The sequence below is a fragment of the Rhodococcus wratislaviensis genome (assembly GCF_041228765.1).
Taxonomy (GTDB): Bacteria; Actinomycetota; Actinomycetes; order Mycobacteriales; family Mycobacteriaceae; genus Rhodococcus_F; species Rhodococcus_F wratislaviensis.
In genome coordinates this window covers 8,026,384-8,051,845 of sequence record NZ_CP150488.1, presented here as the reverse complement: position 1 = coordinate 8,051,845, position 25,462 = coordinate 8,026,384, and the positions used below count along the sequence as shown (strand labels likewise).

Annotated in this window: 23 protein-coding genes; 12 read left to right on the top strand and 11 right to left on the bottom strand. The window is 66.3% G+C overall.

Going from position 1 to position 25,462, the window contains the following annotated elements; all coding sequences use genetic code 11:
• Positions 1-41: 41 nt before the first annotated feature.
• The 6 genes from WKC72_RS36780 to WKC72_RS36755 form a co-directional block, all read right to left on the bottom strand.
• Positions 42-806 (bottom strand): SDR family NAD(P)-dependent oxidoreductase, encoded by a 765-nt coding sequence (locus tag WKC72_RS36780; RefSeq protein WP_268791619.1) that lies wholly within the window; start codon positions 804-806, stop codon positions 42-44.
• A gap of 45 nt (positions 807-851) precedes the next feature.
• Positions 852-2,552, bottom strand: coding sequence for an ABC transporter permease (locus WKC72_RS36775; RefSeq protein ID WP_370181229.1), 1,701 nt, complete (start codon positions 2,550-2,552; stop codon positions 852-854).
• Positions 2,552-3,715 carry an ABC transporter ATP-binding protein gene (locus tag WKC72_RS36770; protein WP_112301288.1) on the bottom strand — a complete coding sequence of 388 codons (1,164 nt, stop codon included), beginning with the start codon at positions 3,713-3,715 and terminating at the stop codon, positions 2,552-2,554. Before WKC72_RS36770 ends, WKC72_RS36775 begins: the two co-directional genes overlap by 1 nt.
• On the bottom strand, positions 3,712-4,527 hold the full coding sequence (locus WKC72_RS36765) for an SDR family NAD(P)-dependent oxidoreductase (RefSeq protein ID WP_370181228.1): 816 nt from the start codon (positions 4,525-4,527) through the stop codon (positions 3,712-3,714). The genes WKC72_RS36770 and WKC72_RS36765 overlap by 4 nt, the downstream gene beginning before the upstream one ends.
• Complete coding sequence (locus tag WKC72_RS36760; RefSeq protein WP_112301286.1) at positions 4,524-5,561, bottom strand: ABC transporter substrate-binding protein; 1,038 nt, start codon at positions 5,559-5,561, stop codon at positions 4,524-4,526. Before WKC72_RS36760 ends, WKC72_RS36765 begins: the two co-directional genes overlap by 4 nt.
• Before the next feature lie 79 nt (positions 5,562-5,640).
• Positions 5,641-6,336, bottom strand: coding sequence for an alpha/beta fold hydrolase (locus WKC72_RS36755; RefSeq protein ID WP_268791617.1), 696 nt, complete (start codon positions 6,334-6,336; stop codon positions 5,641-5,643).
• A gap of 107 nt (positions 6,337-6,443) precedes the next feature.
• On the opposite strand from WKC72_RS36755, the gene WKC72_RS36750 reads away from it, so the two are divergent.
• The 4 genes from WKC72_RS36750 to WKC72_RS36735 all read left to right on the top strand — a co-directional run bounded on the left by WKC72_RS36750 (position 6,444) and on the right by WKC72_RS36735 (position 12,769).
• Complete coding sequence (locus tag WKC72_RS36750) at positions 6,444-8,378, top strand: FAD-dependent oxidoreductase (RefSeq protein WP_268791616.1); 1,935 nt, start codon at positions 6,444-6,446, stop codon at positions 8,376-8,378.
• A gap of 108 nt (positions 8,379-8,486) precedes the next feature.
• Entirely contained in the window at positions 8,487-9,356 is an 870-nt protein-coding gene (locus WKC72_RS36745; protein WP_370181227.1) for a branched-chain amino acid ABC transporter permease, read from the top strand.
• A 4-nt stretch (positions 9,357-9,360) separates the two neighbouring features.
• A complete protein-coding gene (locus WKC72_RS36740; protein WP_370181225.1) occupies positions 9,361-11,925 on the top strand; it encodes an ATP-binding cassette domain-containing protein in 2,565 nt (854 codons plus the stop codon).
• Positions 11,926-11,971: 46 nt separating this feature from the next.
• Positions 11,972-12,769 (top strand): SDR family NAD(P)-dependent oxidoreductase, encoded by a 798-nt coding sequence (locus WKC72_RS36735; protein ID WP_112301281.1) that lies wholly within the window; start codon positions 11,972-11,974, stop codon positions 12,767-12,769.
• A gap of 84 nt (positions 12,770-12,853) precedes the next feature.
• Here WKC72_RS36735 and WKC72_RS36730 read toward each other — a convergent pair whose 3' ends face one another.
• Positions 12,854-14,014, bottom strand: a complete 1,161-nt coding sequence (locus WKC72_RS36730; protein ID WP_370181224.1) for an ABC transporter substrate-binding protein — start codon at positions 14,012-14,014, stop codon at positions 12,854-12,856.
• A gap of 241 nt (positions 14,015-14,255) precedes the next feature.
• On the opposite strand from WKC72_RS36730, the gene WKC72_RS36725 reads away from it, so the two are divergent.
• Positions 14,256-15,599: an FAD-dependent oxidoreductase gene (locus WKC72_RS36725; protein ID WP_370181223.1), complete on the top strand. Its 1,344-nt coding sequence runs from the start codon at positions 14,256-14,258 to the stop codon at positions 15,597-15,599.
• A 21-nt stretch (positions 15,600-15,620) separates the two neighbouring features.
• On the opposite strand, the gene WKC72_RS36720 is transcribed toward WKC72_RS36725, so the two are convergent.
• Both WKC72_RS36720 and WKC72_RS36715 read right to left on the bottom strand, forming a co-directional pair.
• Positions 15,621-16,094 carry an ArsR/SmtB family transcription factor gene (locus WKC72_RS36720; protein WP_370181222.1) on the bottom strand — a complete coding sequence of 158 codons (474 nt, stop codon included), beginning with the start codon at positions 16,092-16,094 and terminating at the stop codon, positions 15,621-15,623.
• The gene (locus tag WKC72_RS36715) at positions 16,091-17,179 is read right to left on the bottom strand and encodes a serine hydrolase (RefSeq protein ID WP_370181221.1); all 1,089 of its coding nucleotides are present in this window, start codon (positions 17,177-17,179) and stop codon (positions 16,091-16,093) included. Before WKC72_RS36715 ends, WKC72_RS36720 begins: the two co-directional genes overlap by 4 nt.
• A gap of 138 nt (positions 17,180-17,317) precedes the next feature.
• Between WKC72_RS36715 and purD the strand changes: the two genes are divergently transcribed.
• A complete protein-coding gene (purD, locus tag WKC72_RS36710) occupies positions 17,318-18,571 on the top strand; it encodes a phosphoribosylamine--glycine ligase (RefSeq protein ID WP_370181220.1) in 1,254 nt (417 codons plus the stop codon).
• Between the two features lie 72 nt (positions 18,572-18,643).
• On the opposite strand, the gene WKC72_RS36705 is transcribed toward purD, so the two are convergent.
• Positions 18,644-19,396, bottom strand: a complete 753-nt coding sequence (locus WKC72_RS36705) for a 3-hydroxybutyrate dehydrogenase (RefSeq protein ID WP_370181219.1) — start codon at positions 19,394-19,396, stop codon at positions 18,644-18,646.
• A complete protein-coding gene (locus tag WKC72_RS36700; RefSeq protein ID WP_112301276.1) occupies positions 19,393-20,781 on the bottom strand; it encodes an MFS transporter in 1,389 nt (462 codons plus the stop codon). Before WKC72_RS36700 ends, WKC72_RS36705 begins: the two co-directional genes overlap by 4 nt.
• 131 nt (positions 20,782-20,912) lie before the next feature.
• Between WKC72_RS36700 and WKC72_RS36695 the strand changes: the two genes are divergently transcribed.
• From WKC72_RS36695 to WKC72_RS36670, 6 genes are all read left to right on the top strand, one after another.
• Positions 20,913-21,821, top strand: a complete 909-nt coding sequence (locus tag WKC72_RS36695) for a LysR family transcriptional regulator (RefSeq protein WP_268791608.1) — start codon at positions 20,913-20,915, stop codon at positions 21,819-21,821.
• A 23-nt stretch (positions 21,822-21,844) separates the two neighbouring features.
• The gene (locus WKC72_RS36690; protein WP_370181218.1) at positions 21,845-23,011 is read left to right on the top strand and encodes a pyridoxal phosphate-dependent aminotransferase; all 1,167 of its coding nucleotides are present in this window, start codon (positions 21,845-21,847) and stop codon (positions 23,009-23,011) included.
• Positions 23,012-23,112: 101 nt separating this feature from the next.
• Positions 23,113-23,400: a PLDc N-terminal domain-containing protein gene (locus WKC72_RS36685; RefSeq protein WP_037230658.1), complete on the top strand. Its 288-nt coding sequence runs from the start codon at positions 23,113-23,115 to the stop codon at positions 23,398-23,400.
• Positions 23,401-23,456: 56 nt separating this feature from the next.
• A complete protein-coding gene (locus tag WKC72_RS36680; RefSeq protein WP_037230657.1) occupies positions 23,457-23,870 on the top strand; it encodes a DUF1707 domain-containing protein in 414 nt (137 codons plus the stop codon).
• Between the two features lie 107 nt (positions 23,871-23,977).
• Positions 23,978-24,574: a PepSY domain-containing protein gene (locus WKC72_RS36675; protein ID WP_370181217.1), complete on the top strand. Its 597-nt coding sequence runs from the start codon at positions 23,978-23,980 to the stop codon at positions 24,572-24,574.
• 92 nt (positions 24,575-24,666) lie between these two features.
• A complete protein-coding gene (locus WKC72_RS36670; protein WP_370181216.1) occupies positions 24,667-25,320 on the top strand; it encodes a DUF998 domain-containing protein in 654 nt (217 codons plus the stop codon).
• Positions 25,321-25,462 lie beyond the last annotated feature (142 nt).

Genomic DNA, 25,462 nt, shown 5'->3' with positions numbered 1-25,462 from the left:
TGGCCTCCGCATCACGCGGAGGCCATGTTCTTCTGTCTCGCTCAGGCCGCCGTCCACCCACCGTCGGCGTAGATCTCCGACCCGGTGACGAAGGTGGAGTCGTCGCCGGCCAGGAAGGCGACTACGGCCGCGATCTCCTCACCCCGCCCGAGACGGCCCATCGGGGTGCCGGCCAGCATTTCGCGGTGACGCTCGCTGCCCTCCCAGCGCTCGAGCAGCGGGGGCGTACCGATGAATCCCGGGTGCAGCGAGTTGACGCGCACTCCCGCTTTCGCCCAGTGCAGGGCGGCGTTCTTCGTCATCGTCCGGACTGCGCCTTTGGCGGCTGCATAGGCAACGCTGTTGCCCAGACCGCCCACGGTGCCCAGTATCGAGCACATGTTCACGATCGAACCGCCGCCGCTCCGCTCGATGAGCGGGCCGGCATGTTTCATACCCAGCCATGTGCCGGTCTGGCCGACGCCGATCACCCGATCCCAATGGGATCGGGTTTCCTCGTCGACCGTTGCGACGCTGCCGATGGCGGCGTTGTTGACCAGGGCGTGCAGCGCGCCGAACGTGCTCTCGGTTGCTGCCACGACGTCTTCCCACTGTTCCTCGGAGGAGACATCGAGGGCGAGCGCCGCGTGTCGCTCGGGCTGGGTGAGAGTATCGAGCAATTCCTGGCAGGCCGATTTCTCGAGATCGGTCAGGACGACGTGAGCACCCTCGTCGGCGAGCCTTCGCACGATCTCGGCGCCGATACCACCGGTCGCACCCGTCAGCAGGACGACCTTGTCTCGAAGTCGGTCAGGGCCGACAGTCATCTGGACTCCTTGTCACTCGTTCGGATCGGGCGGGGCAGATCGACATCAGAGATTGCTCAATACGTTTCGGCCGCCGACGAGCATCGCGATCACGACACCGATGCTGGTCACGGCGGTCATGAGAAGGGCCATCGCGGCCACCAGGGGGTAGGAGCCGTTCTCCCACAGGTCGAACAGCAGCGTACCCATCACCTGTGTCGTGGCGGCACGGACGAGCAGTGAGGCGGCGAACTCGTGGGTCAGCAGGATGAACATCAACGCGACGGAACTGAGCACGGTGGGCCTCATCAGCGGCAGAATCACCCGGATGTTGGTGACGAACGGGCTCGCACCGCTCGTTGCCGACGCCTCGGCATAGGTCTCTCCGAGTGACAGCATCGCCGTCATTTGCATTCGGGTCGAGAAGGGCACCATCAGCACGATGTAGACGAGGATGATGACCGCTTTGGTCCCGTAGAGAATCAGCGGAGGCTGGGTGTACGTGAGCAGGAACCCGACGCCGAAGATCACCGCTGGAATGCCCAGGGGGAGAGCAGTGATGACGTCACCGATGGTTGCCAGCACCCTGTGTTTGCGACCTCGCACGAGCAGCGTGGCGGTGAGGTAACCGATCGGCACGCAGATGGCGACCGCCACCACGGAGGTGAGGAGACTCGTGTACACCGAGTCGACGATGCTCGCCGTCCGGAAAAGCGCCCGGAAGTTGTCCAGTGTGAAGAGATTCCAGGACAGTGTCTCCGACCAATAGGGAGACACGGCCACGATGGCGAGTCCGATCAGCGGAACGACGAGTGCGAGCATCGCGTATCCCGAGATGCACACGGCGGCCCACGCCGAACGACCGGTATTCGGTGCGAACGCTTTTCCCCCGTGAGTGACGAAGCGTGACTGATTACCGAGAAGCATCTTCTGCGCCAGCACGACCACGACGCCGAAGATGACGAGCGGCGAGCCCGCCGCGGCTGCAGCGGCGAAGTCCGCCGGCGACTCGGACACCCGCCGATACATTTCGGTGGTGAGGACTTTCACGCCGGTGTTCTGTCCGAGCAGGAGCGGTCCGGTGAATTGGCCCAGACCGAGAAGCAGTGCAATGCCACCGCCGTACACCAGGGAGGGGCGAAGCAGCGGGAGCACTACACGAAAGAACACCCCGAGCGTCGACGAACCGCTGATCTGTGCTGCCTCGAGGTGCTCGGAACTGATGTTCTGCATTCCCGCGCTGACGAAGAGGTAGACGAAGGACGTGAGTCCGAAACCCGTGAGAATGATGATCCACGGTGTGCTGTAGACGTCGATCGGTCCGGAGTCCACGTGGTTCCACCAGGGAAGCTTGCGCAGGAGCGCGTTCAGATACCCGGGTCCGGGGGAGAGGAGAAATGCCCACCCGACCACATTGGCCACCGCCGGCATCACGATGGGCAGGATGGGGACGATCCTGAGAAAGCTCAGCCGGCGTGGCAGCCTGGTCGCCGCGAACGCAAGAATCGTTCCCAGGACCATGGCGATGGCGAGTGACGAGACAGCGAGCGCGATGGTCGTCCGGATGGTTTGGCCGATGTCGTACCGGCCGTACTGGGCTTGATATCCGCGACCGCCGTCCTCGAACGCCAGCGACTGCAATCGGAAGAGCGGTAGCACGACGAGATACGCCAGAACCGCCAGCAGCGCGCCGTACCCGAGCCGGGTACGCCACACCGTAGTGACGACGAACGGACGTGCGCCGCGGCTCACCGCAACCGTAGCCATCACGCCTCCGATCGGGCGGCCTGGGCGAGCACGGGAACCTGGAGATCCACGTGGCCGTCCGGATGCGGAAACACTCGCAGCTTGGTGGGCGAGAAGCTCACCACCAGAGGAGATCCGATGGCGGCACCACGCAACCAGCGTCCGTGCAGTTCCGCATCTGCGCGGACGAACAACTGCTCACCTCCGGCATCGACCGTCACGTCGAAATAGCGGCCTCCGTACTCCGAGGTGACGAGATCGCCGACGAAGCCGACGTCACCCGCACGGACCTCGTCGAGTGAATGATGAAGTGCGAGGTCGTCGGGCCGGAGCCTTCCCAGAGCCGTATCGCCGCTGATGTAGTCGCCCTGGACTCCGGCCGCGTCGAGATCGACGGGAGCCCCCGCTCGCGTGGTCCACCCCTCGTGCCGGCGGACGAGTTCGAGCCGGTTCGCCATCCCGATGAACGCCGCGACATAGTCGGAGGAAGGGGTCTCGTAGACCCGCTCCGGGGTGTCGTACTGTTCGATCTTGCCCGCCTTCATGATGGCGAGTCGGTCACCGAGCGCAAACGCCTCGGCCTGATCGTGGGTGACGAATACGGCAGTGAAACCCAGTCGTTGGTGTAGTTGATGAATCTGAGACCGCACCTGATCACGCAGCCGCGCATCGAGATTGCTCAGCGGTTCGTCGAACAGCACCAGGTCGGGTTGGGCGACCAGGCCGCGGGCCACGGCTACTCGCTGTTGCTGTCCACCGCTGAGCTGGGACGGATACCGGTCGAGCAGGGCGCCGCAATCAACCATGCCTGCCGCGGTCTCGACCTGTCCGGCGGCGATGGCGCTCTTCATCCCCCGAACCTTCAAGGGGTACCGGATGTTTTCTCGCACCGTCATGTTGGGCCACAACGCGTAGGACTGGAAGACCATGCCGATGTTGCGCTTGTACGCCGGAACGTTGATACGGCTCGACGCATCGAACACAGTGTGGTCCTTGAACGTGATCGACCCGCCTTCGGGTGTCTCGAGACCGGCGATGCATCGTAACGTGGTCGTTTTCCCGCAACCGCTGGGGCCGAGCAGGACGAGAAATTCACCGTCCTGAATGTCGAGGTCGAGTTGATCGACGATGGTGTTGGACCCGAAGGTCTTGGTCAGGTTGGAAACCCGGAATTGCGATGTCACCTTGGCACCTGCTTGGTTGCGAGTGGGTTGTCGAGGATTGGCTGTGGGCGCTTCGGAGTCCTGGCGCCCGCGGAGGTTCCGCCGTCGATCATGAGATCGGAGCCGGTGATGTAGCTGCTGTCCTCGCACGCGAGAAACAGGATGGCCTTCGCGACCTCGAGCGGTAGACCCCGGCGTTGCAGCGGAATGCTTTTCACATACGCGTCCATGTCGTCGTCGGCGAAGTCGGCACCGGCGGTGATTGCCGTCTCGATGCTGCCCGGGCAGACCGCGTTGACCCGGATATTCGATTCCGCGAACTCCAACGCCGCAACGCGTGTCAAGGCACGAACACCGAACTTCGACGCGCCGTACGCTCCGAGCTCGGCAGTCGCGAGGACGCCACGCAGCGAAGACAAGTTGACGACGGACCCGCCGGTGGTCATCGCGGCGCCTGCGGCTTGCAGACCGAGGAAGGTGCCCACGAGGTTGAGGTCGATCATGCGTCGTAGATCTGCGAGCGACGTCTGCATGATGGACGCTTTGGATGCGGCGCCCGCGGAGTTGACGAGAACACGCATCGAATGCCCGCGATCCGCCATGTCGGTGGTGACGCGCGTCCACTGGGATTCGTCGGTGACGTCGAGGTGCCGGTAGTGCGCTCTCGCACCGATTTTCGCCGCGACACTTTCGCCCAGCTCGTCGTCGACGTCGCCGAGGTAGACCGTGGCCCCGTGGGCGTGGAAGAGTTCCGCGGTCGCGGCGCCTATTCCTCGTGCAGCACCGGTGACGAGTGCGCAGGTGTCACGCAGTCGCCCGTCGTTGGTTGTCACTGGATGAACCTCTTTTCCCAGCCGGACTGATATTCGGTGAGTGATTCGGGCGTCAGATCGGACGGGTTGGGCAGCGCGATGTCCTGGGCTCGCGCGACGCTTCCTTCGATGTCGGGAAGGGCGCTCGCGTAGCCGAGTGACAGCGCCTTCTGGCCGGCGGGGGTGGCCATGAAGTTCGCCAGCACCTGTGCCGCATTCGGGTGCGGCGCCGCGGACAGTGCGTGTGTGAACCAGGGGGTCCCCCACGGAGGGGACGGCAATGCCCAGTCCACCGGTGCGCCCGATTCCTTTTCCCGCACCAGGGGTTGCACCACGGGGGTCGCGACGATCTCGCCGGAGGTCAGGGCCTGAGCGACACCCAGTGCGCTCGGGTAGATGCGTGGTTTCAGTTCCGCGAGCTTCTGAAGATAGTCGGCGCCGAAGTTCTTCTCGAAGAATCGGTAGAAGTCGACGTACGAGGCGATACCGGACGGGTTGACGATTCCGATCTTGCCCTTCAACGCCGGGTCGAGGAGGTCTGCCGGCTTCTGCAGCCCTCCCGGAAGTGCCGACGTGTTCCATCCGAGAGAGAACACCGCCGCACTCGTCAGGAAGAATTTGTCGGAAATGATGCTCTTCTGCGGTTCGTACTCCGGCGCATCGAATGCCGGGCCGACGAGATCGGTCGAGTAGGTGCCCGACTCGGCGGCCGTCTCGATCCACGCGGCGTCCGTCAGCATGTGCACGTCAGCGGTACCGCGCTTCGTCTGATTCTCGACCTCGACCTTCGGGTTGATATCGGCGTCGGTTCCCCGGACGTATTCGAGGGAGATCTCGGGATACTCCTGCTCGAAGGCCACTTTGAGAGCGTCGAGATTGGCGGGGTTCTGGCTCGAGTACAGGAGCACACTGCCTTCGCCCTTAGCGGCTGCGACGACGTCGTCCCATGTGCCGGACACGGGTCCACTGGAACCGGAACCGCCGGATCCACAAGCGGCCGAGGCGAAAGCGGCGACCACCGCGACGGCCATCAGCTTTATCGGCATACTTCTCATGGCATGAAAGCCCTTCCGGTATCGGTTCGACGAATGCGAACCCGTGTGTTCGGTGATGGATGGAGGAGTCGAATGAGGCCTACGACGCGACACCGTTGAGCAGCGCGGCAACGCGATCGGGGATCGTGACCATGGCCATGTGACCGGATTCGAGAAAGACGGTGTCGCCGCCGACGAGGGCAGCCGACCTCTCCTGCAGTTCGGGTGGATAGCAGGTGTCCTTGGTCAAACGTACGTATGTACGGGGTATGTCGGCGCGGAGACCGGACAGATCGACGGACTCGGTGAGTAACGCGCCGCAATCGTCGACCAGCTGGTCGATCATCCAGTCGGTCTGCTCCGCGTCCATGTCGTTGCAGAGCATCGCGGCGGCGCCCATCGGATCCTGGCGATACACACCATCTTCTATCGAGGCTTCCACCGCGGCGCGGACGCCCGGGTCGATCTGGTCGATCACTCGCGTCCCGTCGGGCGGGACGACGGCGGAGAGGAAGACGACGTGCCGTAGTCGGTGCGCGAGTGCCTGTATGACCCGAGGGGCCGTCACTCCAGCGAAAGAGTGTGCGACGAGGACGACGTCCTCGAGGTTTGCCGCCTCCACGTCATCGATGACGGCGGCAGCGCAGTCGTCGAGAGTGACGGACCGTGGGTCGATGGAGCGTCGTCGTCCCCGACCTGGGAGATCGACTGCGAGAGTGGCACCTTCGAGCAACGGGAGAAGTGGTCCCCAGCAGGAGGCACCCATTCCTGCGCCGTGGACGAGAACGAACGACATGATGCTCCTCAGCAATTGAACTGATATCAGTTTGAATGTAGGGAAATCGCCGTGTGATGTCAATCACCTGATAACATGAACTGAATCCAGTTCACTTAGGAGGTTGCATGACGACTCCACGTGCGGCGCGGCCGCTCCAGCTAGGCCCGATTCGGCTGGCAAACCGGCTCGTCGGTACGCCGCACGCCTCGGGAGCCGTCGCCGGCGGCATCCCCTCACGCGGCGACGACGACTACTGGCGGCGCTGCGCGGCCGGCGGTGCCTCGATGCTCATCGTCGGCGGCACCGTGGTGTCGCCTGGTTCGACCAATCGCAACGGCAACATCACCGAGGCCTGGCGTCCCGAAGTCCTCGCCGGCCTGGAGGCTCGGGCGCGGGCGATCACCGAGGAAGGAGCCATCGCCGCCTGCCAGCTGGTGCACCTCGGACGCGAAACGCTCGGTGCCGAGATGTGGAGTCATCCCGTCGGGCCGTCCGCTGTCCGCTCGCCCCGCGAACCGACGCGACCGCGCGCCCTCTCCGGCGCCGACGTCGAGGGGATCGTCGACGCATTCCGCATATCCGCTGTCCACGCCTGGTCGGCCGGCTTTCCCGTCGTCGAACTGCACGCGGCCCACGGATACCTACTTGCGCAATTCCTCTCACCGAACACGAACCTCGGCCGAGATGCCGCGACAACGTCTCAGCGGACGCAACTCCTCGACCGCATCGCCCGTGCGGTCCGCGACGCCTGCCCCGGTATCGTCCTCGGAGTCCGCGTCTCCGCTGACGGCAGCGACGAGGCCGGCCTGAGCATGGACGGACTCTGCGACGTACTGCCGTACCTCTCCGATTTCGACTACGTCAACGTCACGGTCGGCGTCCGCAGCACCTACGTCCGGGACATGGCTGTCACCGACCCGCCGCTGCTCGATTCGGTCGGACAGTTGCGCGCCGCCGCAGTGACCCCGCTGCTCGTGTCGCAGTCGTTCCGGACCGGTGCGTCCATCGAAACCGCGCTGCAGTCGGGTGCCGACCTCGTCGGTATGGCACGACCGCTGATCGCCGACCCGGACTTCCCGCGGAAGATACTGACCGGCCGCGAGGCGTCGATCCGCCCGTGCGTGTCCTGCAACGAGGACTGCCGGGCATTCGACCCCGTCCTACTGTGCTCGGTCAATCCCGACCTCGCGCCGCCGGGTCATTCCGCACGTCCCGCCTACCCGCTGACGCTGGGGCCCACGCGCGGGTCGAGAGAGCGGAGACGGATCGCCGTCGTCGGTGCCGGTCCCGCCGGGCTCGAGTGCGCGATGCGGCTCGGACCCGACCACGACGTCACGCTCTTCGAAGGGCGAGAGCGGATCGGAGGCCAGCTGGCGACAGCGGCAGACGCGCCACACCGCAGCGGCTGGCGTCGCCTCCTCGACTACTACTCCGACAACATGCCGAAGGTCGCAATCCATCTTGCGCGCACCGTGAGCGCCGTCGAACTGGAGAACTTCGACGACGTAGTGCTGGCCGTCGGTGCCGTGGAAGAACTGCCCCAGACGTTGGCGGGAACGGCGTCCGTGCTCACCTCTCACGCCCTGCTGGGTGGGGGAGAAGCTCTTCGCGGGGCCGGCCACGTCGTGGTGGTCGACGACGGATTCGGGCTCTGGCCCGCAGCGAGCACCGTCGAAGCGGCGCTTGCCGCGGGTGCCGACCGCGTGACGGTTCTGACGCCCGCCGCGGCCTTCGCCTCGGGTCTTCCGGCGGAGGGCCGGGTGCAGTACCTGCGTCGGCTGTCGGGCAAACCGGTCGACGTGCGCGTGCTGTCGTCTCTCGTCGCGGTCTGCGACGGTTCGGTCGAATTCGAGAACACCCTGTCGGGGCAGAGGACGCGTCTCGACGTCGACCGGGTGGTCGTGGCCGGTGAGCGACGCCCACGCGACTGGTCGCAACTCGCACCGGACAACGCACGCGTGCACGTCATCGGCGACGCGCTCGTGCCGCGCAAGGTCGCACACGCCATCTCCGAAGGCCGTGCCGTCGCCCGTGAGTACTTGTTAACCGCCCGCGGTTAACAAGTACTCACGGGGACGGAAGTGTGGTTGCGCTCACACCCAAGGTCCTTTACGTTACTTGAACTGAAGTCAGCTCAATTTGATATCCGGCCGCCCCTCGGAGGCATCGTGGACCAGTTGTTCATCACTTTGACCACCGGCATCGCCAACGGTGCCGTGTACGGTCTCATCGGACTCGGATTGGTCATCATCTTCCGATCCACCGACGTCATGAATTTCGCAATGGCGTCATTGTCGACCCTCGCCATCTACGTTGCCCTCAGCGCGTACGGGGCCGGCGTGGGCATTGCTGTCGCACTGGTGGTCGCAGTGGCCTTCGGAGCTCTCAGCGGAGTCGTGGTGCGGGAAGCACTGATTCGACCGCTCGGGCAAGGGAAGCTCTTCGCTGCGCTCGTCGTCACAATGGGGCTGTCGATCATTGTCGAGCATCTGATCGGCCACTACTGGGGTGAGCAGCCGCGTCGATTCCCGCAGCTCGTCGACGGCACGATCTCGATCGGCAATTCGAACCTGATGCTGCAGGACATCGCCACGATTCTCCTCGCCGCGGTGGCCGTGTCGGCCATTGCGTATCTGTTCACGCGTACGCCGGTCGGATCCGCGATGCGCGCGGTCGCCGAATCTGCTGAGACCGCAGAGATCTTGGGCATCAACGCGCACAAGGTCGCGCGGATCGCCTGGGCACTCGGCATGGCGCTGGCGGTGCTGGGTGTCTTCTTGTACGCCCCGAAGACCGGGGGTTCGCCGGTGATCCTCGCCCCCGTGTTGTTCCGTGCCTTCGCAGGCATCCTGCTCGGTGGCCTCACAAGCATGTACGGCGCGGTCATCGGTGGGCTCGTCATCGGTGTCCTGGACAACCTCGCCGCAGCGTATATCTCCGCCAGCTTCCGAGACACGTTCGTCTTCTGCGTGGCGGTGCTCGTGCTGCTCATCCGTCCCCAGGGCATCTTCGGCCGCCAAACCTTCGAGAGGGTCTGATTCCATGGTCACAAAAGATGACTCGGCGCAGCGTCCCGGACGCTCTGCCCAGCGCCTGTACGGCGCCGCTCAGTTTCTCGGCGGACCGGCTGCGGCGATCCTGACGATAATGATGCTGTCTGCCGGACTCGTGCCCGGCTACCAGATCTACACGGTCGGACTCGCTGCGGTGTACGGACTGATCGTCTTGTCCATCTCGTTATTGGCCGGGTGGACGGGTATCTGGTCGATCGGGCATCCCGCAATGGTCGCGATCGGCGCGTATGTGACCGCCTACGGCAGCGGTAACGGTTGGGGACTGGCCTTCACGTCCGTTGTCGCCGTGGCTTTGTGCGCAATGCTGGGAGGCTTCCTCGGGTTCGCCGGCTCCCGCTTCTCCGTGCTGTACGTCGCGCTTCTCACGTTGGCGTTCACATTGGTGACTCTCGAAATCATCGGTGCGTGGAAGAGCGTCACCGGCGGCGACCAAGGAGTGCCGGTCGACGCATTCGACACCGCGCTCGGCGAACTCGTTCCGTCATCCGACGCAGTCACCTACCTTTCCGTCGGAGTCCTCGGTCTCGCTGTGGCAGTGTCGGTGTTCCTGCGCCGCACGACCATACGTATGCGCATGGTTGCGGCCAAGACACACCCACTGGCGGGCAGATCGATCGGTATCGCTCCCGAACTGCAGGCGAGCCTCGGTTTCGCGATCAGCGCGGGTGTCGCCGGCTTGTCCGGTGTGCTTCTTGCCTTGCTTTCGGGCTTCATCAGCCCGGAGGGCTTTTCGATGGTCTTCGCGGTCAACCTGATTGCCGCGACCGTTCTCGGCGGGACCGGCAGCGTGATCGGAGCCGTTCTCGGTGGTGCGTTCCTCGCATCCGCACCAACTCTGGCGTCGTCGCTGTCGATCGACCAGCCCTACCTGATCGGGGGTGTCCTGATTCTCACCCTGCTGTTTCTCGCCGATGGAATCGTCCCGACGGCCGGGAGATTGCTGCGCCGATTCGTCCCGCTCACCCGTGCGCTCGGCCGCCCCACGCTGTCCACCTCCCAACCGAGCCTTCTCGACACTGAGGGATCGGTTCCGGACACGCGGGCCGATACCGCCGCGGCGGCCGTGCTGAAAACGGAGGCACTCGGTGTTCGATTCGGTGGCCTTCAGGCCGTGCACAACATCGACCTCCGCGTAGATGCAGGTGAGGTGCTCGCGATCATCGGGCCGAACGGCGCCGGCAAGACCACCTTCGTCAACGCCCTGTGTGGCCTGATCGGTGGCGGTGAACTCGTGGGGACAATGGAACTCGGTGGCCGGCCCCTGCACGGCGTGCGGGCGACGCGTCGACGCTCGCTCGGCCTCGGCCGGACTTTTCAGCATGCTGAGCTTTTCGCTGAACTGACCGTTCTCGAAAATGTCAGTGTCGTCAACCGTTGGGGGCGGCGCGCTGATCGCGACACGGCGTTGCAGGTCCTCGAGAGTGTCGGATTGGCCGACCACGTGCACCGACTCCCCGCAGAACTGCCGTTCGGGCTGCAGAAACGGGTCGATCTGGCCCGTGCGATCGCGGCGCTGGCCGACAACCCACGATTGATCGTGCTCGACGAACCATTCGGTGGCCTCGACGCCGACGAACGTCACACCCTCGCCGACCACATCCGCCGGCTCTCGCATTCCGATACCTCCGTCGTCATCATCGACCACGTCCTCGACGACCTGTTCTCCGTCGCAGATCGGGTGGTGGCGTTCGACTTCGGCGAGCTGATCGCCGATGGAACCCCGGACACGGTCCTGCAGAACCAACTGGTCCGCGACTCGTATCTGGGAAACACCGACACCACACTGATCGCACCCGACATCGATCGCACGGAGGCGCCGTTGATCTCCGTGCGGGGGATCGAGCACCACTACGAGGGTGTGCAGGCATTGTCCGGCATTGATCTCGACGTCCATGCAGGCGGAATCCTCGGCATCGTGGGCGCGAACGGCGCCGGCAAGAGCACGCTGGGGCGGATCCTGCACGGCGATCTGCAGTCGACCGGCGGCACCCGGACAGTCAATGGCACAGACGCACTGCGGCTCAGCCTGGTTCCCGAGGGGCGCGCCTTGTTCCGCACCCTGTCGGTGCGCGAGAACCTCGAGGTCGCGGCGTATGCCGCGGGGATCTCCGGTCGTACGCTGCGTGATCGGCTCGACGAGTTGCGGCAAGGCCTTCCCGAACGGGTCCGCACCCGCATGGACATACCGGCCGGCTCGCTGTCCGGCGGCGAACAACAGCTTGTCGCCATCGCCCGGGCGCTCATGGCCGACCCCGAAGTTCTGATCCTCGACGAACCCGCGCTGGGTCTGTCCCCGGCGATGGTCGACGAAGTGTATTCACAGGTGAACGACATGGCGCGCCGGGGCATTACGACCATCCTGCTGGACCAGTCGCTCGCCCGCGCGCTCGAAGCCTGCAGCGAGGTCATTGTTCTGCGCCAAGGTGAGGCCGTCGCGCGCGGCAACAGCAGTACTCCGGGCTTCAGCCGCATCGCCGAGGCTGCCTACTTCGGTACAGACATCCCTGCAGTTGTCGGCGAGATCGACCGGTGACTGCAGTGCGCTCGATCAGGCTCTGACGAAGGGAATACCGACGAAGATGGACAGAACAGCAGGACACGGCAGATTCGAGGGCGCGGTTGCCCTGGTCACTGGAGGCGGATCAGGAATCGGAGCGGCCGTCGTCGCGCAACTCGTCGGTGAGGGAGCTGCCCGCGTCTACGTGGCCGACATCGTGGTCGAGAATGTGCGCCGACGGTACGGGGACGACTCCACGACGGTCGCACGAGGGGTCGACGTCTCGGACCCGGGGGCCGTCGATGCCGCGATGGCGGAGGTCCTCGACGCCGAGGGGCGGCTCGACGTCGTCGTGCACGCCGCCGGCGTCGACGACGCGGAGTCCAAGAAGATCATCACGGAGGCGACCGCCGCCGGCAGACCGATCGACCTGACGGCGAACCTCACTGATACGCAGTGGCGCCGAGTGATGTCGGTCAATCTGGACGGAACATTCCATGTCGTTCGCGCCGCCGTACGGGCGATGAAACCGAAAGGCGGCTCGATCGTCGTGATCGGCTCGTCCTCAGCGTTCGATACCTTGACGGGATACCCGCACTACGCGGCGTCGAAAGCTGCTGTCCATGCCTTCTGCCAGGCTGTCGCCAAGGAGGTCGTGGCGTTCGGTATCCGACTCAACCTCGTCGCTCCCGGCCCGACGGAGACCGGGATGGCCGCTCGCACACCAGAAGAACTCAAAGTGCAGTGGGTCAACAACACACCGGTGCCGTACGCGACCCCGGACGAGATCGCGGACAATGTGCTGTTTCTCGCTTCGGAGCAGGCCAGAAACGTCGTGGGTGCGGTGCTACTCAGCAACCGTGGACGGTTCACCGTCTGACTGGTCATCCGAGCGGAACAGGAAGACGGTATTCGCCACGAGCGCATCCAGGTCGGACTCGTCGAGCTGGATGCGCTCGACGTGTTACTGCGGTGACACGAAGTCTCCGATGGGAACGAACTTGCCGCCCTCTACCTGGACTCGGACCACGCTGTCGGTACCGAGGTGCTCATCCGCACCGAACGTGAGTGGAGGCATCACGCCGGTGTCGAGGGTGCCGCTCGTGACTATCGCGTCGGTGATTGACTTGGACGTGATCTCGCCGTCGATGCTCGCGAGGACCTGAGCAAACGCTTTCGCCGAGCCATAGGTTGCCAGCGAGTAGAAATCGGGCTTCTCGCCCGGCTTGTACTTCGCAAGCGCTTGTCGGTATTCCTCGACCGCAGGGTTATCGGCGGTGGGCGGCAGCGTCAGTGAGACGGCGCGGAACCCTTCCGCGTTCGTACCTGCGAGGTCGAGCAAGCTGTTACCCACCGTGGGGGAGTAGCCGTAACTGGGAATCTCGACACCCTGCAGAGCCATCTCGTTGAGGTACGCAGCGGCCTCCTGGATCGGCAGGATCGTCAGGACTGCATCGGGTGCAGCCGAACGGATCTGGGACACGAACGGGCTGTAGTCCGTGGTACCGAGCTTGACCTCCACCGTCGAGACCTCCGCGCCGGCCTTCTCGAGTTCGGTCGTGGCGACTGCGCCCACATTGACGAACGCTGCCGGATCGTTGCGGATGATCGTGACCTTCTTGGCACCCTCGTGGAGCGCCCACTGCGCGGCGGCGCGCGCCTGGTTCTCGTAGAGCGTCTGGCTGCCGAACAAAGCGTCCCGCGGCGGGTCGTACCAGGCGGTGGAGCCGCCGTAGGTTCCGAAGATGGGTATGTCGTTCTGTTCGAGCACGAATGGAAACGTCGCCTCCGTGGTTGCCGTGCCGTTTGCGTTGACGATCGCGACAACCCGGTCGCGAGAGACCAACTGTCGAGCCACCTGAATCGTCTGCTGTGGGTCGAAAGCGTTGTCGACTGGGGTCCACTCGACGGGGCGACCGTGGATTCCTCCAGCCTCGTTGAGCTGATCGAAGAACGCGTGGGTGCCGGCTTCCTGGGGCAGACCCCCCGAGGCCTGTGGCCCCGAAAGGGGAAGCCATGCGCCGAGTTTGATCGGCCCGCCCGCATCGCCCCCGCCGGCTTGTGTTCCGCATGCCGTCAATGCCGTGGCGAGGACTACACCGACTGTGAGAAGGGTTTTCCGCACATCCACTCCTTGAATTGAGTTCAGTTCAAAGTATGCTATCGAGGAATTGTTGTGTCGGCAATCACATCGCGGACCGAAATGTGGATTCCTGCCAGTGGTCGATGTCGTCACGGGGCATGGGGGGTAAGGGGGTGGGGTGATTGTTCGTCGCAAGTGCGTCCCCCAATGCTTGAACTGACTTCAGTTGAGGAACTACGGTGTTGGGTGACAATGCAACTGTTCGCACTATGAGGAGCACCAGATGCCAGGAATCGACACCGATCTACTCGTCATCGGCGCCGGCATGGCCGGGTTGACCGCGGCGGCTCGGGCGGTGGCCGGAGGACGGTCGGTCGTCGTCGTCGAGAAGTCTGCAACGATTGGCGGGTCCGCCCAGTTCGCGGGATACGCGTGGACTGCGCCCTCACACGAGGTCATGGAAGAGGTCAACCCGAACGGCGACCCCGCACTACGTCGGGCGCTCGTCGACCGATTTGCGGACGGAATTGCCTGGATCCGCTCACTCGGCATCGAGTGCGCCGATGCGGTGACAGTTCTCCGTTACGGCACGGGTCACCAGTTCGACACCAACGGATACATCGACGAGTGTCGTCGGCGAATTCGCGATCACGGCGGTGAGTTGTACATGAGCGCCGAGACCCTGTCGTTGCTCACACGAGACGGCGGAGTCATAGGTGCCCGTGTGCGCCTGGCGACCGGAGAGGAATGTGAGATACGTTCCCACGCGACGATTCTCGCGACCGGGGGATTTCAGGCGAGTCCCGAACTGTCCGGTGAGCACATCCATCCCGCCGCGACCGAGATGCAACTGCGCTCGAATCCTACGAGTGCGGGTGACGGACTACGTCTGGCCGAGGCCGTCGGGGCTGCCTCCGGCACGGACCGGTCCGGCTTCTACGGGCATCTCATCCCGACGGGCGTGCGTTTCCGCGACACGGCCGACTTCGTCGCGCTGTCGCTCTACTACAGCGAGCACGCGCTGCTGTTCAATCTCGACAACCGTCGTTTCACCGACGAGACCGTCGGTGACCATCTGACCACGATGGATCTGCTGGAGCAGCCCGAGTCGCGTGGATTGCTCGTCGCCGACGCACGGGTGTACCGCGAGTGGATCACCGGCAGCTACGTCGAGGGCGCCGCGGCGCTCGACAAGTTCGACCTCGCGCAGCGCCGGGGTGGGCGGTGCGGAATCGCCGAGAATCTCGACGAGTTCGCCTATCTTCCCGAGGAATGGGGCTACGACGGTGCCGCGATCGCGGATCAGATCCGGGCACTCGACGCGGCAGGTCCGGACAGTCAGCCACCGCGTCGCTACGACTCGCAGGCACTTGATGAGGGGCCCTACTACATCGTCGAGGCATGCCCGGCGCTGACATTCCCCTTCCACGGCATCCGCATCGACGAGCATGGCCGTGTCCTGAATGCGAAGGGCGAAACGATCAGCGGACTGTTCGCGGCCGGGTCGGATACCGGCGGCCTCTACAACCGCGCGTACACCGGAGGTATCGCCCCTGCACTGGTGTTCGGCCTGGCCGCCGCGGATCGAGCGGTGGCCGACCTCACCCCACCTGTGAGTACTTGTTAACCCCCCGCGGTTAACAAGTACTCACAGGGGGTGTTCCCCGACATCCGCTGCGGCGAGGGTGATGACCAGCAACGGCACCACCTTCGCCGCCGCGATGCGGTAGTGGTTCCTCGACTCCTGCTCGACGATGCGTGCGCCGCCGAGGGCGCGCAGGTGGTGGTAGAGCTGACCGGGCGAGGACAGCCCGACCGCGGTCTGCAGTTCGGCCGCGCCGGCAGGACCGCGCAGCAGTGTGCGGACGATCTCGAGTCGGGTCGGATGTCCCAGGGCGGCGAGCACATTCGATACGGCGGTGGGGGACAGGTCGAGGGTGGCGCCGGCGTCGTAGCGGATCGTCCACTGGATCTCGCCGCCCAGGTCGACGGCGCCCTGATACCCGATCTGTCCGAGGCTCTCGCCGACGTCGGCTGTCGGGGATCCGGCGGGCCGGGCCGCTTCGAGGGCGTGGACGCGCGCCTCGAGGTCGGCCAGCCGGGCGTCGTACTCGTCGTTCACACGGCACAACTTAGCTGCGACGCCGCGTCGGGATCGGTCATCGCCTCGAGAAGCAGCTGCTGGTGTGCGAAGTTCCCGCCGATGACGTTCAGGTAGTCCTCGCTCGACAGGTGCGACGTCAGCAGCACCGCGGTGGCGACGGTGCCGTCGGAACGACGGATCGTCATCGCTTCGGTGACGACCCCCGGAAGGTTGCCGCCCTTGAAACCCAGGCCGTCCAGCCCGGGTGGGGCGGGCTGCCATTCGAGGCGTTCCCGCGCGACGTCGGATCCGGGGCCGAAGTCGCCGGTCGCGATCGCGCGGTGCAGCGAGGCCAGGCCCGCGGCCGAACCCGTCACCCCGGATTCCTGCACCCGGGCCGTGACCGCCGGAAAGTCGTCGCCGGGCGCCATCCGCATCACCTGTTCGCGGTAGGCGCCGTCGTGCGCGTAACGCTGGGCGGCGTCCCACCGGGCATCCCGCGACATCGCCGGGTCGAGGAGGGCGATGGTCGAGCCCAGCAGGGTCGGCACCTCCAGGTCGTCCCAGCCGCCCTGCGCGGCGGCGTCGGCGAGGGCGGCGTCGCCGAGCCGGTCGCGCAGATAGTCGGGGACGGCGTTGTCGCTCTCCTGGATCATCGCGGTCACCATCTGCTCGAGCGGGACCGTGGCGTCCGGATCGGTGACGCCGAGTCGCTGCAGGGCCTTCGGGTGGGCGCCGCCGTCGGTGTTCGGGAGATACCACCGTTCCCACTCGGACAGCGGTACCGGTTCGGCCGGGTCGAGTTCACCCGACGCGACGGCCCGCGCGTAGGCGGCCAGGTGCACCACCTTGATCGCGGACGCCAGCGGAACGGTGTCGGCGGCGCGGTGCTCGACCGTTCGGCCGCGACCGTCGTCGACGACGAAGGCGACGTCGTCGGGGTGGGAGCCGACGTATCCGACCCATCCGGAGGCGGTCGTGATGTCGGCGGGCGGCAGGGGTGCGCATACGGCCGGCGGCGCTGCCTGCTCGCTGGAGGAGGCGGCGCCGCCATCGGTGCTGCACGCGCCCAGGCTCACCGCGACCGCGACTGCTGCTGTGATCGTGCCCAGCTTCCTGGTCATCGAGTAGATCCCTCCACCTGTGGAAATTCGATAATTCGGAATTGCGGAATTCTAGAATCACGGTAGCCCGAACCGGCGGGACTGTCGAGACCGCACGCTCCGAACAACCCGTTCGGCGGGGCCCGTAGGCTGACACCCGTGCGCGTACTCGTTATCGGCTCCGGAGCCCGTGAACATGCCCTCCTTCTCGCCCTCGCCCGCGATCCGGGTGTCAGTGCCCTGATGTGCGCGCCCGGCAATGCCGGGATCGGCAAGATCGCCGAGCAGCACCCCGTCGACATCGCGTCCGGGGAGGCGGTGGCCGACCTCGCGAAGAAGCTCGACGCCGACCTCGTCGTGGTAGGCCCCGAGGTCCCGCTGGTGCTGGGTGTCGCGGACGCCGTCCGCGCGGCGGGCATCGCCTGCTTCGGCCCGTCGGCCGACGCCGCGCGCATCGAGGGTTCCAAGGCATTCGCCAAGGACGTCATGGCCAACGCCGGCGTGAAGACCGCGCACAGCGAGATCGTCGATTCGCCCGCCAAGCTGGACGAGGCGCTCGACCGCTTCGGTCCCAACTGGGTGGTCAAGGACGACGGCCTCGCCGCAGGCAAGGGCGTCGTGGTCACCACCGATCGGGACGCCGCCCGCGATCACGCGGCCGAATTGCTCGAGAACGGTCACCCCGTTCTGCTCGAATCCTTCCTCGACGGTCCCGAGGTGTCGTTGTTCTGCGTCGTCGACGGCGAGACCGTCGTGCCGCTGCTGCCTGCCCAGGATCACAAGCGCGTCGGAGACGGCGACACCGGACCCAACACCGGCGGCATGGGCGCCTACACGCCGCTGCCGTGGCTGCCCGAACAGACCGTGACCCAGATCGTCGACGACGTCGTCAAGCCCGTCGCGGCCGAGCTCGTCGCCCGGGGCAGCGCCTTCAGTGGCCTGCTGTATGCCGGTCTGGCGATCGGCAAGGACGGCCCCGCCGTGGTCGAGTTCAACTGCCGCTTCGGCGACCCCGAGACGCAGGCCGTACTCGCGCTGCTGAAGAGCCCGCTCGGCGAACTGCTCAACGCGGCGGCCACCGGAACGCTCGATCAGGTCGCGCCGCTCGAATGGCAGGACGGCTCGGCGGTGACCGTCGTGGTCGCGGCCGAGCACTACCCGGCCACCCCGCGCACCGGTGACGTGATCACGGGCGCCGACGGTGAGGGTGTCCTGCACGCAGGCACCAAGCTCGTCGACGATCAGGTGGTCTCCGCCGGCGGACGCGTGCTCAGCGTGGTCGGAGTCGGAGCGGACCTCGACGAGGCACGCGCCGACGCGTACTCCAAGATCTCCGCGATCAAGCTGCCGGGAAGCCACTTCCGCAAGGACATCGGACTGGCCGCTGTCGAGGGACGCATCGCCATTCCCTGAGGTCGAGGCACTCCGACGACTGACAGGCGTGCACCCCCGGAACATCCGGGGGTGCACGCCTTTTTCGTCACGTCAGCGGGCGGTCCATCCTCCGTCGATCGTGTAGGAGGCGCCGGTGACCATGCCGGCGTCGGCGGACGCGAGCCACGCGACGAGGGACGCCACCTCCGACGGTTCCACCAGTCGCTTGATCGCGCTCTCGGTGAGCATCACCTTCTCGATCACGTCTGCCTCGCTGATGCCGTGCACCTGTGCCTGATCCGCGATCTGCTTCTGCACCAACGGTGTCAGCACGTAACCAGGGTTGACGCAGTTGCTGGTGACGCCGTGCGGGCCGCCCTCGAGCGCCGTCACCTTCGACAGTCCCTCGAGTCCGTGCTTGGCGGTGACGTACGCGGCCTTGTACGCCGAGGCGCGGAGCCCGTGCACGGACGACACGTTGACGATGCGCCCGAATCCCGTGGAATACATGTGCGGCAGGGCGGCACGGATCAGCAGGAAGGGTGCCTCGACCATCAGCGTCTGGATGCGCCGGAAGTCCTCGGGGCGGAATTTTTCGATGGGACTGATGGTTTGGATACCGGCGTTGTTGACCAGGATGTCGGTCTCGAGCCGCAGTTCGGTGAGCGGATCGGTGTCGAGGAGGTCGACGTGCCACGCGGTTCCGTCGATTTCGTCGGCGAGGCTCTTGGCGGCCACGTCGTCGAGATCGGCGACCGTGACGTGGGCTCCGCGTGCGGCCAGCGTCCGGGCGCAGGCTGCGCCGATCCCGCTCGCGCCGCCGGTGACGAGCGCGGTGCGTCCGGTGAGGTTCTGCTCGGTCATGCGGGGACCCCGTCCTTCGCGCCGGCCGCCTTCTCGTCCGCCAGGATCTGGGCGTCCGCGGCGTCGATCGATTCGAGCGAGATGCCCTTGGTCTCCCGGGCGACGATCACGGCGACGACGGTGACGAGGCACGCGATCGCCAGGTAGATCGCAATCGGAACGGACGAGTCGTACTTGCTGAGCAGGCTGGCCGCGATGATCGGCGCCAGCGAACCGGCCACGATCGACGTCACCTGGTAGCCGAGGGAGACACCCGAGTACCGCATGCGCGTCGGGAACATCTCGGCCATGATCGCGGGCTGGCCGGCGTACATGAAGGCGTGAAACACCAGGCCGATGATGATCGCTCCGAGGATGACGGCATTGTGCCCGCTGTTCATCATCGGGAAGGCGAAGAAGCCCCACGTGCCCGCGGTCAGCGCGCCGATCATGTAGACGGGACGCCGGCCGATGGTGTCGGACAGCCGCCCGACGAGCGGGATCACCGCGAAGTGCACGGCATGCGCGATCAGCATCCACCAGAGGATCTGCGCGGTGTCCGTGTGAACGACCACCTTGAGATAGGTGATCGAGAACGTGACCACCAGGTAGTACATGACGTTCTCACCGAAACGCAGGCCCATCGCCGTCAGCACGCCACGCGGGTAGCGCTTGAGCACCTCGAAGACGCTGAACGACGTCTCCTTGATGTGCTCCGCTTCCTTCTGCGCCTGGATGAAGATCGGGGCGTCCGTGACCTTTGTGCGGATGTAGTAACCGACGAGGACGATCACGGCCGACAGCCAGAACGCCACACGCCAGCCCCAGCTGAGGAATGCCGCGTCGGACAGCGTCGTCGTCAGGATCAGCAGGACGACGGTCGCGACGAGGTTGCCCGCAGGCACGCCGGCCTGGGGCCACGACGACCAGAAGCCGCGGGACTTGTTCGGGCTGTGCTCGGCCACCAGCAGCACCGCGCCACCCCACTCGCCGCCGACGGCGAATCCCTGGATGAAGCGGAGGGTGACGAGCAGGGCCGGGGCCCAGTACCCGATCTGGCCGTACGTGGGCAGGCAGCCCATCAGGAACGTGGCCGTGCCGACGAGGAGCAGGCTGAACTGGAGTAGTTGCTTGCGGCCGAACTTGTCGCCGAAGTGACCGAAGACGATGCCACCGAGAGGCCGGGCGACGAAGCCGACGGCGTAGGTGACGAATGCCGCGATGATCGCGTCGAGTTCGTTGCCTCCGGCGGCGAAGAAGACCTTGCTGAACACGAGCGTCGCCGCGGTCCCGTAGAGGAAGAACTCGTACCACTCGACGACGGTGCCGGCCATGGACGCGCCGACCACCTTCTTCAGCCCGGACGGCGGGGCTTCCTTCGCGTGCGCTGTTTCGTCGACGCTCATCTGTCGCTCCTCGTTACACTCCGTACCCCGTTGTGACTGGGGACACAGTTCATTGGTCCTGCCGAGTATTGATGCATATTTGTGCGCACACAATGACGCAACCTGCAGTCGGCATGTGCAAATATGCAGAGATGAGCTCTGGAACAGCCCTGCCCAGCGCCGACGACCTGCTCGTACTGCTGGCAGTCGGGCGAACCGGCCGCTTCAACACCGCCGCCGACGACCTGGGTGTCAACCACACGACCATCTCGCGTCGCATCGCGAGTCTGGAGAAAAGCCTCGGCGGCCGGGTACTCGTGAAGGCCGCGGGCGGGTGGGAACTCACCGACCTCGGGCGGCAGGCGCTGACCGCGGCCGAACGCGTGGAGGCCGCTGTCCACGGGCTCGTCGCCGAACCAGGCCGCGCCGACCACCTGAAAGGCGTGGTCCGGGTATCGGCGACCGACGGGTTCAGCGCCTACATCGCGGCACCCGCCGGCGCACTGATCCGCAGCAGACACCCCGAGGTGTCCGTGGAGATCGTCGCGATCACCCGACGGGCCTCACAACATCGCTCGGGGCTCGACATCGAGATCGTCGTGGGCAAGCCGCAGGTCCACCGGGCGGAGGCGCTGTGGCTGGCCGACTACACCCTCGGCCTGTACGGCGCGAGGTCGTACCTGTCCGAACACGGCACACCGAGACAGGTGGGGGATCTGGCCGATCATTCACTCGTCTACTTCATCGACTCGATGCTGCAGGTCGACGAACTCGATCTCGCGCGCCGCCTCACCGTGTCCATGCGCGAATCGGTGACGTCGACCAACGTGTTCGTCCACGTCGAGGCCACCCGGGCGTCGGCGGGCATCGGACTGCTGCCGTGCTTCATGGCCGACCGCCACGACGACCTCGTGCGGGTGCTGCCCGGGCAGGTCGAGGCCACGCTGGCGTACTGGCTCGTCGCGCGACCCGAGTCGTTGCGCCGACCGGAGGTCGCCGCGGTGGTGGGGGCGATCCGGGAGACGGTGGAGTCGCAGCGGGACGCGTTGGCGGGGCAGTGAGCGCGTCACGCTAGCGTCAAGGGGTGCGTCCCGAATCCCAGCGGTCCAACATCCAGACCTTCCACGTGATGGACGTGTGGAAGGCGGCCACCGAGCGTCAGCGCACACACGGTGACGTGCTGACGCTCGCGGCGGGGCAGCCGTCCACTCCCGCACCGCAGCCGGTGCTTCGCGCCACGCGGGAAGTGCTCGACGGGCACCTGCTCGGCTACACGGAGACGTTCGGGATCCTGCCGCTGCGGGAGGCGATCGCCGGATACCACTCCGCCAAGTCCGGTATCGACGTCGACGCCGAGGACGTCGTCGTGACCACCGGATCCTCGGGCGCGTTCACGCTGCTGTTCCTCGCCGCCTTCGACGTCGGCGACACCGTCGTGGTGGCCCGCCCCGGCTACCCCGCATACCGGAACACGCTCGCCGCGCTCGGCTGCGACGTCATCGAGATCGACTGCGGAGCGGACACCCGGTTCCAGCCGACGGTCGCGATGCTCGACGCCCTGCCCGAGCCGCCGGCCGGACTGATCGTGGCCAGCCCGGCCAACCCCACCGGCACCGTCATCGACCCCGACGAACTGGCCGCCCTCGCCCGCTGGTGCGACGATCACGGGACGCTGCTGATCTCCGACGAGATCTACCACGGCATCGGGTACGGCGAGCAGGCGATGACCAGCTCCTGGGAGACGTCGCGCGAATCCGTCGTCGTCGGATCGGTGTCCAAGTACTTCTCGATGACGGGCTGGCGGCTGGGCTGGATGCTGGTCCCCGAGGGACTGCGCCGCGCGTTGCAGCGCCTGGCCTCGAACATGACCGTGTGCCCGCCTGCCATCTCCCAGTACGCCGCGATCGCCGCGTTCACCGAGGAATCGAGGGCCGAGCTCGACGGCCACGTCCAGCGCTACGCCGTCAACCGGGAGCTGCTGCTCACCGGTCTTCCGGAACTGGGCATCACCGACCTGGCGCCCGCCGACGGCGCGTTCTACGTGTACGCCGACATCGGGCACCTGCTCGGCGGAACCCACGGCGCGACGTCGACGGAATGGTGTTCGCGACTGCTGCAGGACACCGGTCTGGCACTGGCCCCGGGCATCGATTTCGACACAGTCCACGGCGACCGGACGGTCCGGCTGTCGTTCGCCGGATCCACCGCCGAGGTCCGCGAATCGCTGGTGCGCCTGAGTCGCTGGCTGTAGTCGGAGTTTCCCGGCCACGGCTCTTGCGGCGCCGCCGCCGCAGTTGTTCGATGGACTTGGGCGCACTGCGTGTTCGGGCGTGCCAGGCAAGGAGAACGGCGATGCTGTACGTCGCGTTGTTCGCATTCGTGTTGTGGGTCCTGTGCTTCGCCGACGCCATCACCACCGACGACGACCAGTTCCGGAACCTCTCGAAGGAGGGCTGGCTGGTGATCGTGCTGCTGCTTCCGCTCGTCGGTTCGGTGCTGTGGCTCGTCGTCGGGCGGCCGCAGAAGGACCCGGGCGATCGGCTGCCCGCCGACCCGGAGGAAGCCGAGTTCGTGCGGCGATGCCGGGAACGGGCCGAGGAGCAGCGCCGGGAAGGTTTCCACGGGCGCGACCAGGAGTAGAGGGCCTACACTGTGGCTAGGATTACAGTGTTACACACCGGCCCTGAGGCGACGACATGAGCGACATCAGTCATCCACAGCCACCCGTTCCCGGCGGAGTCCGCATCGGGACCGTGGAACGGGAGCAAGCCGCGGCGGCACTCGCCGAACATTTCGCAGCCGGACGGCTCGAGACCGACGAGTTCGACGCGAGGGTGCGCCAGGCGTACCTCGCCAAGACCGCAGCCGACCTCACGCCGCTCTTCGCGGACCTTCCGGACAAGCAGCGCTTCGCACCCGAACCCGATCGCGTACGACGCGATCCGGGACGGGAGGCAGCGGCGTTGCGGACACTGGTGTTCGTGGTGGCCGTGCTCGCCGCGATCCTGTGGGTCGCCCTGGTCCGCGTCCCCCCGCTCGTCTTCCTGCCCATCGTCTGGCTCGTGCTGGCCCGGCGCGGCTTCGGCAGGCGGTCGTGCCGGGCGTGGTGACGCCCTGACTCGGACCGGCGAGAACTGCTGAAAACTACCGCGAGGTCGGTTGTCGCTCCCGTACTCTGACAGGCAGGTCCACGCCGTCGAGCGATCGAGGAGCCACGATGACCACCAGAATTGTGCGATGTGCGAGCCTGATTCCGATTGTCGCGGCCTCCGCGCTGCTGCTGGGCGGATGCGGTTCCGACAGCAGTGACACCTCGTCGACATCTGCCAGCGCCACGGCGTCGGCCACGGCCACGACGGCTGCGCCGACAACGACGGGCACCGCGGCGGCGTCGGCGGTCGGCAAGCAGCAGGCGGAGCAGATCGCTGTGGCGACGGTGCCGGGCGGCACGGTCGTGAACTCCGAGGAACAGCAGCGGGACGGTAAGACGGTGTGGCACGTCCACATCCGCGATGCCAAGGGCTGGGACTACGACGTGAACGTCGACGCGGCGACCGGCGCGGTGGTGCCCGACAGTCAGAACCGGGAGACCACCGCGACACCCGCACCCGCGCCACCCGCCGGCGGAGCGGTGACCCAGGAGCAGGCGGAGCAGATCGCCGTCGCGGCGGTGCCGGGCGGCACGGTCGCGAACGCCGAACAGCAGCAGCGGGACGGTAAGACGGTGTGGCACATCCACATCCGCGATGCCAAGGGCTGGGACTACGACGTGAACGTCGACGCCTCGACCGGAGCCGTCCTGCCCGACAACTGACCGCAGTGGGTAGAACGACCCATGTGACAGCCTCGGGAAGATGGGTACGTTGCCCGATGCCCGGGCGCTGACGGCGCTCTAGCGTCGATTCCATGGTCATGACGTCAGTTCTCGTGTCGCGCAACGGCTTCCAGCGGTGGTCGGCCCATGCGGGCGTGGCGGGTCCGCTGCTGTTCACCGCGGGGTTCGTCGCCCAGGAGACATTCCTCCGGGACGACTACAGCCCGATCGCCGACCCGATCAGCGCTCTCGAGGCGGACCCGACCGGGTGGCTCCAGCAGCTGAACTTCCTGGCTTTCGCCGCGCTACTGCTGATCTTCGCGGCCGGACTGCACCGCGGTATCGCGGCGACGCGATTCGGCTGGGCAGGACCGGCTCTGCTCGGCGCCGCGGCGGTGGGGCTGGTCCTCGCCGCCGTGTTTCCGTTGCGTGAGGATCAGGCCGGGAACGCCTACGACCCCGGCAACCATGTGATCGCGGGTGTCACATTCTTCTCCTGCAGCGCGCTGGCGCTTCTGGTGCTGTCGCGCCGGTTCGCCGCCGATCCGCGGTGGCGCGGCCTGGCGCGGTACGTCGGGGTCGCCGGGGTGGTCGGTCTGGGCTGTTTCGTGATGCTGGGCCGGTTCGCGATGCCGGAGGGTGCCCCACTGCACGACGTCGCCGGGCTTCTCCAGCGATTCACTCTTCTCGCCGTGACGTTCCCCGCGCTGCTGACGATCGCCCTGCGGCTCCGTCGCCTCGCCTGAGGTCAGGGAGTCGTGAACGTCGGCGCCCGTACCTGTTCGAGGCAACTCGTGTTGCCACCCGCAGATCCGCGACGTCGGCGGCGTTCGCGGTGGTGTCGTAGGTCCCGAGGTGGTCGTACCGCGGCCGGCCACGCGGTCGCGG

What these genes read in the sequence shown, in the direction of transcription:
- WKC72_RS36780 (WP_268791619.1), bottom strand. Translation starts at nt 806, where the DNA reads ATGACTGTCGGCCCTGACCGACTTCGAGACAAGGTCGTCCTGCTGACG.
- WKC72_RS36775 (WP_370181229.1), bottom strand. Translation starts at nt 2,552, where the DNA reads ATGGCTACGGTTGCGGTGAGCCGCGGCGCACGTCCGTTCGTCGTCACT.
- WKC72_RS36760 (WP_112301286.1), bottom strand. Translation starts at nt 5,561, where the DNA reads ATGAGAAGTATGCCGATAAAGCTGATGGCCGTCGCGGTGGTCGCCGCT.
- WKC72_RS36755 (WP_268791617.1), bottom strand. Translation starts at nt 6,336, where the DNA reads ATGTCGTTCGTTCTCGTCCACGGCGCAGGAATGGGTGCCTCCTGCTGG.
- WKC72_RS36750 (WP_268791616.1), top strand. Translation starts at nt 6,444, where the DNA reads ATGACGACTCCACGTGCGGCGCGGCCGCTCCAGCTAGGCCCGATTCGG.
- WKC72_RS36740 (WP_370181225.1), top strand. Translation starts at nt 9,361, where the DNA reads ATGGTCACAAAAGATGACTCGGCGCAGCGTCCCGGACGCTCTGCCCAG.
- WKC72_RS36735 (WP_112301281.1), top strand. Translation starts at nt 11,972, where the DNA reads ATGGACAGAACAGCAGGACACGGCAGATTCGAGGGCGCGGTTGCCCTG.
- WKC72_RS36725 (WP_370181223.1), top strand. Translation starts at nt 14,256, where the DNA reads ATGCCAGGAATCGACACCGATCTACTCGTCATCGGCGCCGGCATGGCC.
- WKC72_RS36715 (WP_370181221.1), bottom strand. Translation starts at nt 17,179, where the DNA reads ATGACCAGGAAGCTGGGCACGATCACAGCAGCAGTCGCGGTCGCGGTG.
- WKC72_RS36705 (WP_370181219.1), bottom strand. Translation starts at nt 19,396, where the DNA reads ATGACCGAGCAGAACCTCACCGGACGCACCGCGCTCGTCACCGGCGGC.
- WKC72_RS36700 (WP_112301276.1), bottom strand. Translation starts at nt 20,781, where the DNA reads ATGAGCGTCGACGAAACAGCGCACGCGAAGGAAGCCCCGCCGTCCGGG.
- WKC72_RS36695 (WP_268791608.1), top strand. Translation starts at nt 20,913, where the DNA reads ATGAGCTCTGGAACAGCCCTGCCCAGCGCCGACGACCTGCTCGTACTG.
- WKC72_RS36685 (WP_037230658.1), top strand. Translation starts at nt 23,113, where the DNA reads ATGCTGTACGTCGCGTTGTTCGCATTCGTGTTGTGGGTCCTGTGCTTC.
- WKC72_RS36680 (WP_037230657.1), top strand. Translation starts at nt 23,457, where the DNA reads ATGAGCGACATCAGTCATCCACAGCCACCCGTTCCCGGCGGAGTCCGC.
- WKC72_RS36675 (WP_370181217.1), top strand. Translation starts at nt 23,978, where the DNA reads ATGACCACCAGAATTGTGCGATGTGCGAGCCTGATTCCGATTGTCGCG.
- WKC72_RS36670 (WP_370181216.1), top strand. Translation starts at nt 24,667, where the DNA reads ATGGTCATGACGTCAGTTCTCGTGTCGCGCAACGGCTTCCAGCGGTGG.